The organism is Acinetobacter sp., from assembly GCF_041911495.1.
Classification (GTDB): Bacteria; Pseudomonadota; Gammaproteobacteria; order Pseudomonadales; family Moraxellaceae; genus Acinetobacter.
In genome coordinates, this window is the sequence record NZ_JAYROT010000062.1 from 68,881 (window position 1) to 75,688 (window position 6,808).

The 6,808-nt window shown below is 43.5% G+C and carries 2 protein-coding genes and 1 pseudogene; all 3 read right to left on the bottom strand.

The features are described 5' to 3' along the window. Nucleotides 1-151: 151 nt before the first annotated feature. Nucleotides 152-1,627, bottom strand: coding sequence for an aminoacyl-histidine dipeptidase (locus tag ACE3PQ_RS08405; RefSeq protein WP_374296876.1), 1,476 nt, complete (start codon nt 1,625-1,627; stop codon nt 152-154). 385 nt (nt 1,628-2,012) lie between these two features. Beyond that, nucleotides 2,013-3,692: pseudogene (locus tag ACE3PQ_RS08410) on the bottom strand (2-oxo acid dehydrogenase subunit E2); the annotation flags it as partial. Nucleotides 3,693-3,694: 2 nt separating this feature from the next. After that, entirely contained in the window at nt 3,695-6,427 is a 2,733-nt protein-coding gene (gene aceE / locus ACE3PQ_RS08415; protein WP_374296878.1) for a pyruvate dehydrogenase (acetyl-transferring), homodimeric type, read from the bottom strand. Between the last annotated feature and the right edge of the window lie 381 nt (nt 6,428-6,808).

Here is a 6,808-nt window from a genome sequence, read left to right on the forward strand (position 1 = left end):
AATGGACAACGTAAAATCCCTTTTTGGTTTTATACGGTAACACACCCCTGTTGCCGTTTTTTTTGCCTAAAATTTGGTTTTAAAGTGCTGAATCGTGTGAAGGCGATTAAACATTTAAACGCAGTCATGTGTTCCACGTGAAACAATTCATTCAAAACGGTTGCTTTGAAGGCACAGATGCCAATGCAGATTTGAGCAACTTCCAACAATTTTCAACGGTTTCAATATTTACCCTTTCTCCAGGTGCATGTGCGCCACGGATATCAGGACCAAATGATACCATTTCTAAATGCGGATAATGCTCTGCAATGATGCCACACTCCAATCCTGCATGAATCACTTTACGTTTTGCTTCGATGCCAAATACATCTCGGTAGGCTTGTTGCAAGCAGGCTAAGGCTTTGGAACTTGGATTTGGTGTCCACCCTGAAACAAGTGGTGCTAAAGTCGCTTGAAGATTATGGTTGATAAAGTGCTGTTGAATTCGCTCCGCTAATGCGCCTGCATCAGAATTCACCAAAGAGCGCACCATAATAGATGCTTTAATTGCATTCTGATCTATAGACACCACACCGATATTATTCGAGGTTTCAACAATATCAGGAATAGTTTGGCTAAATTTGCTCACACCATATGGGCAATTGGCTAAAGCTTGGAGCCATTGATTCTGTTGTTTTTCTTCTAAAATGTATTGATGATTTTGCGTAGATTTCTGAATCTGGATATGCAAATCACCATCAATGTGTTGTAGTTTCTCTCGCCATTTGCATTCCGTATTGAATATAGCCTGTTGTAAGTTTTCAAATTGAATGATTGGAATCGCAATAGTTGCAGAGGCTTCTCTTGCAATGGCATTACGTGCTGTGCCACCTTGCATCGAGATTAAATGACCGTCTAGATTGTGCAGGTATTCTGATAAAAATTTTGCCAAAATTACATTAGCGTTGCCCCGCCCCTCATGGATATCTAGCCCAGAATGTCCGCCTTTGAGTCCGAAGATTTGCAGATCATAAAATGCTAAATTTAGCGGTGCTTCGATAAGCTGAGCAGTTTGATTGACTTCAACATCCTGACTGCCCGCACAGCCTAAATACAATTCCCCCCATTGTTCGGTGTCGATATTGATCAGCCATTGTCCGTTTAAAATATTTGGTGATAAAAATCGTGCGCCGCTCATCCCTGCTTCTTCATCGACGGTAAGCAGTACTTCGATAGGACCATGTATTAGGTCGTCTGACTCAAGAACAGCCAAAGCCAGTGCGACACCAATGCCATTATCCGCACCTAAGGTCGTATGTTTTGCAATGAGCCAACCCTCTTCGACCACTGGTTGGATCGGATCACGTAGAAAGTCATGTGCTGTATCTCGATTGGCTTGTGTGACCATATCGAGATGACCTTGCAGAATGACAGATATCGCATTTTCCATACCTTCGCTTGCAGGTTTTCGAATCACGAGATTGCCAATGTCATCGACTTGCGTTTCCAAGCCTCGTTGTATTGCCCACTGCTGAAGATAGTCACGCAAAACTTGCTCATGTTTTGATGGGCGTGGAATTGTGCATAAGGTTTGAAAGTGTCGCCAAACGATTTGTGGTGTAAGTAAGCCAATTTCAAAAGCAGGCATGATTAGTCTTCGAGATGTTTTGGTGTATTTATCATATGCTAGATTGACAATGTGTTATGCAACTAATTTTAAAATTTGTAAGAAATCACTTACAACTTTTGGCGTAGATGTAGGCTTTCTGTAATTGAGTAAAGTTTATAAAATGATCACATCAGCAGACAGGATGTCTGTGATAAAAAGACTTGCTGTGAAGCAACAGAGTAAATGGATTACTCATTGATAAATGAAATAGAAACAGGACGTTTCTTGACAATAGTGCTGTGAAGCACCAAGCGAAAGGATATTCGCACTAATCACAAGCAACTCAAAAAAAGCCTTAAGATTCGTCTTAAGGCTTTTTTCTTATCGCATGAAAAAGCAGTTTAAATATTCTGTGTTAGTTGAATTACAACAATATTGAACGAATATCTTGTAATAACTTGGTCAATTTATGGGTAAATCTTGCGGCATCAGCACCATTAATCACACGATGATCATAAGACAGTGTCAATGGTAGCATCAGCTTCGGTTGGAAATGCTGTCCATCCCAAACAGGTTGCATGGTTGCAGGTGAAATCCCGAGAATCGCGACTTGAGGCCAATTGACCAGTGGTGTAAATGCTGTACCACCGATACTGCCTAGACTGGTGATGGTGAAGTTAGCACCTTGTAAGTCTTTTGGTGTCAGCTTCTTATCACGTGCTTTTTGGCTGAGATCAGCAAGTTCTGCGGCAATTTGAGCAATCGACTTCAGATCAGGATTACGTAACACAGGCACGGTCAAACCATCCTCTGTAGCGACTGCAATACCCATATGAATTTCATTGCGTAACAGCACCGATTTTTGATCATCCGCAAGATGACCAGCAAAATATGGCTCTTGCTTGAGCAAATGCGCAACGGCTTTGGCGATAAAAGCCAAAATTGTTAGGCTTGTGCCACGCTTCTTAAAGTCAGTTTTGAGCTCATTTCGCCATGCTTCGAGCGCCGTAATATCTGCAAGATCAAACTGCGTCACTTGCGGGATAAAATTGTTTAAAGTCAGCTGTGGCACAGACACTTGTTGCAATCGGGTCATCGCTTTAACTTCAGCTCCACCATACGCATCAAAACTTGGTAGTTTTGGTAGACTAGAGGCTTGTGCTACACCATTAGTACCTACTGACGATGTATTTAAACGACCTTTGACATAAGCATAAACATCTTCTTTCAAGATACGGTCATTTGAACCAGTGGCTTTGACTTGGCTGAGGACCACGCCGAGTTGACGCGCCATTTGACGAACGGCAGGTCCTGCATAGACTTTGGCATTGGCTTCGATTTCAGCATCAGTGAGTTTTGCGGTGCTTGTACCTTGTTCAGTACTAAATGACGATGCTGGCGCAGATTCTGACTGTGGTTTTTCAGCAGAGGTCGTTTGCACTTTTTCTTCAGAGGGCTTTTGCGCTTCTGTTGTTGTCGCACTCTCGCTACTTTGTGTGCCCGCACCTGATGTTAATTTCACTGTCAACATCAACACGCCTTCTTTCACCATATCGCCAGCTTTAACAGCGATAGAGAGCACTTCACCACTGGCAGTACTTGGCACTTCTACCGTGGCTTTATCCGACTCCACCACGATAATGCTATCGTCTTCGGCAATGACATCACCGACTTTGACTAAGACTTCGGCAATTGAGGCTTTCTCCACGCCAATATCAGGCACTTTTAGTTCGATTTCACGACTTTTAGATGGTACTTCTGCCTGAGATGCATCTTTTACAGGTGCTTCTTCTACTTTTGCATCGTCAGTTGATGGTGCTGTACTTTCAGGTGTTGCTTCTGCTTTGGTGTCTGATGTTTCATTCGCTTGTGATGACTCTCCAGCTTCCAGTTCGATCAACAGTGTGCCTTCTTTCACTGTATCACCGACATTGACCGAAATGGATTTCACCGTACCGCTAGCTGTGCTCGGTACTTCGACCGAGGCTTTGTCAGATTCTAAAACCAAAATGCTGTCATTTTCAGCAATTTGATCACCGACTTTGACTAAAATTTCAATGACTTGCGCTTGATCTACACCAATATCAGGAGTAATGATTTGCATGATTATTTCTCCTCAGTTGATGTTGGTTCAACGTATTCAGCAACTGGTTTGATTTTAGCGTGATCTTGAGGTTGCCAAGCAATTGGGCGATCCACGTCAATTTCAAAGCTGGTAATTGCATCTTTAACCAAACGATTATCCACTTCACCTTCGTCAGCGAGCTGTTTCAGCGTGGCAACAACGATATGTGCTGCATCTACTTCGAAGTAGCTACGCAGTTTTTCTCGGGTATCTGAGCGACCATAGCCGTCTGTACCGAGGGTGGCATAAGGACGATTGTCAGGTAAATATGGTCGAATCTGCTCGCTATACATGCGCATATGGTCAGTCGCTGCGACGACCGTGCCGTGATATAGGCGCATCTGCTGGGAGAGCCAGCTTTCTTTAGGTTCGTCGCTGAGCGGGTGATTGCGGTTGTATTCTTCACATGCCATGCCGTCACGAGCCAATTCGTTAAAGCTCGTCACACTCCAGACATTGCTATGAATTTGGTATTCTTCACGCAAAATTTTTGATGCTTTGATGACTTCCCGCAGGATGACACCTGAGCCAAGTAATTGAACGGTGGCTTGCTCATCTTTCTCAAGTAGATAAATACCACGACGAATACCCTCTTCTACGCTTTTTCCACCATCAAGACTTTCAGGCATTGCAGGATGGCTATAATTTTCATTCATCACAGTCAGGTAATAGAACACACGCTCTTGATCTTGGTACATGCGTTTTAAGCCATCATGCACGATCACCGCAAGTTCGTAGCCAAAACATGGATCGTATGCCACGCAGTTTGGAATGGTCGCAGCCAAGATGTGAGAATGCCCATCTTGGTGTTGTAAGCCTTCACCATTCAATGTGGTGCGTCCCGCAGTTGCACCGAGCAAGAAACCTTGCGCCTGAGCATCACCCGCTGCCCATGACAAATCACCAATGCGTTGGAAACCAAACATTGAGTAGTACATATACATCGGGATCATTGGTAAATCATTGGTTGAGTAACTGGTCGCCAAAGCAATCCACGCACTCATTGCACCTGCTTCGTTGATGCCCTCTTGTAACATGTGACCATCTTTGGCCTCACGGTAGTTCATCAACTGTTCATTGTCTTCAGGAGTATAGTGCTGACCATTGACCGCATAAATGCCAAGCTGACGGAACATCCCTTCCAGACCAAAAGTACGTGCTTCATCTGGCACGATCGGTACGACACGATCTTTAATGGCTTTTTCTTTGAGCAAGGCTGAAATTAAGCGCACCATCATCATGGTGGTGGACAGTTCTTTTTCACCACTGCCTTTAAGCACGGCGTCAAATACGCTCAGCTCAGGAATAGGGAGCGCTTCACTTTCTTTACGACGTGCTGGTAAATAACCGCCTAAAGCCTCACGGCGGGCTTTCATATATTTCAATTCAGGTGAATTTTCTGCAGGACGGAAGAATGGAAGCTCTTGAAGTTGTTCATCGCTAAATGGCAAATTGAAGCGATCACGGAAGTATTTTAGCGATTCAACAGGCAGTTTTTTTATTTGGTGCGTTTTATTAATACTTTCTGCTTCATGAGAAAGCCCATAACCTTTAACGGTTTTTGCCAAAATCACCGTTGGCTGACCATTGCCTTGCATCGCAGCGGCGTAAGCGGCATAGACTTTATATGGATCGTGACCACCACGATTCAGTGCGTCAATGTCTTGATCACTGAGATGTTCAACCAGTTTTTTCGCTTCAGGATATTTACCAAAGAAGTTTTCACGAGCATAGCCACCGCCTTTGACTTGTAGGCGTTGATAATCGCCATCAACCGCTTCTTCCATGACGGCTTTTAACGCACCAGAATCATCTTTATTCAGCAATGGATCCCAATGACGTCCCCAAATCACTTTGATCACACGCCAACCAGCACCACGGAAAATCGACTCCAGTTCTTGAATGATTTTGCCATTACCACGCACAGGACCATCGAGGCGCTGTAAGTTACAATTAATGACCCAGATGAGGTTATCCAAGCCCTCACGACCTGCCAGTGAAATCGCACCGAGGCTTTCAGGCTCGTCCATTTCACCATCGCCGAGATATGCCCAAACTTTACGATCTTCCTCTTTGATTAAGCCACGATTCATCAAATACTTTTGAATATGCGCTTGATAAATCGACATGATTGGACCAAGACCCATGGATACCGTTGGGAATTGCCAATATTCAGGCATGAGATACGGATGCGGGTAACTCGACAGGCCATTGCCATCCACTTCACGGCGGAAGTTTTCCAATTGATCTTCGGTCAGGCGACCTTCTAAAAATGAACGTGCATAGATTCCTGGTGCAGAGTGACCTTGATAATAAATCATGTCGCCACCAAAATTGTCGCTATTTGCTCTGAAAAAATGGTTAAAACCAACATCATACAATGTTGCACTGGATGCAAAAGTCGCCAAATGTCCGCCCAAGTCATCCACTTTATTGGCACGAAGCACCATTGCCAACGCATTCCATCGAATCAATGCCCGGATACGGCGCTCCATATCAGGATCACCCGGCATTGCAGGTTCTTCATTGACAGAAATTGTATTTAAATATGGCGTGTTTAGGCGTTGAATAGGGACATGTTTGGCGATGGCACGTTGATATAAAGTTTTTAAAATAAAAGCAGCACGTTCAGTGCCCATATGTTCGATGACCGAATCAAACGCATCCTGCCATTCTTTTGTTTCCAACGCATCCTTGTCACCATAAAAAGCCATTTTTCCACCTATCCTATTCTACGTGCCTGATTTATCTTTCCATAAATCATTGTGATTGTCCTTTGTTCTAAGACTAAATGACGACGTAGATAACATATCGGTTTTATCGCATTACCATGTGGCAAAAGATGACGCTTAACAAATGTTCACAGAAAGCGATCAAAAGTTCGCAAAAGCCATGCAAAGTGCATCATGAAAAAGAATTATATTTCGGCGTAATATATGTTTAACGACGAATAAGGGCAGAGTAAAACTTGAAGTGCGACATAAACCACCTAATTAATTTAAAGGGTTTATGGAGTATATAAAATTGTCATACCATCATCTTAACTTTGAAGATCGTACTGCATTAATGCTTGAGTCAAGAAAAGAAGGCTTTTC

Coding starts and splice junctions, on each gene's coding strand:
- ACE3PQ_RS08405 (WP_374296876.1), bottom strand. CDS start 1,627: ATGCCTGCTTTTGAAATTGGCTTACTTACACCACAAATCGTTTGGCGA.
- aceE (WP_374296878.1), bottom strand. CDS start 6,427: ATGGCTTTTTATGGTGACAAGGATGCGTTGGAAACAAAAGAATGGCAG.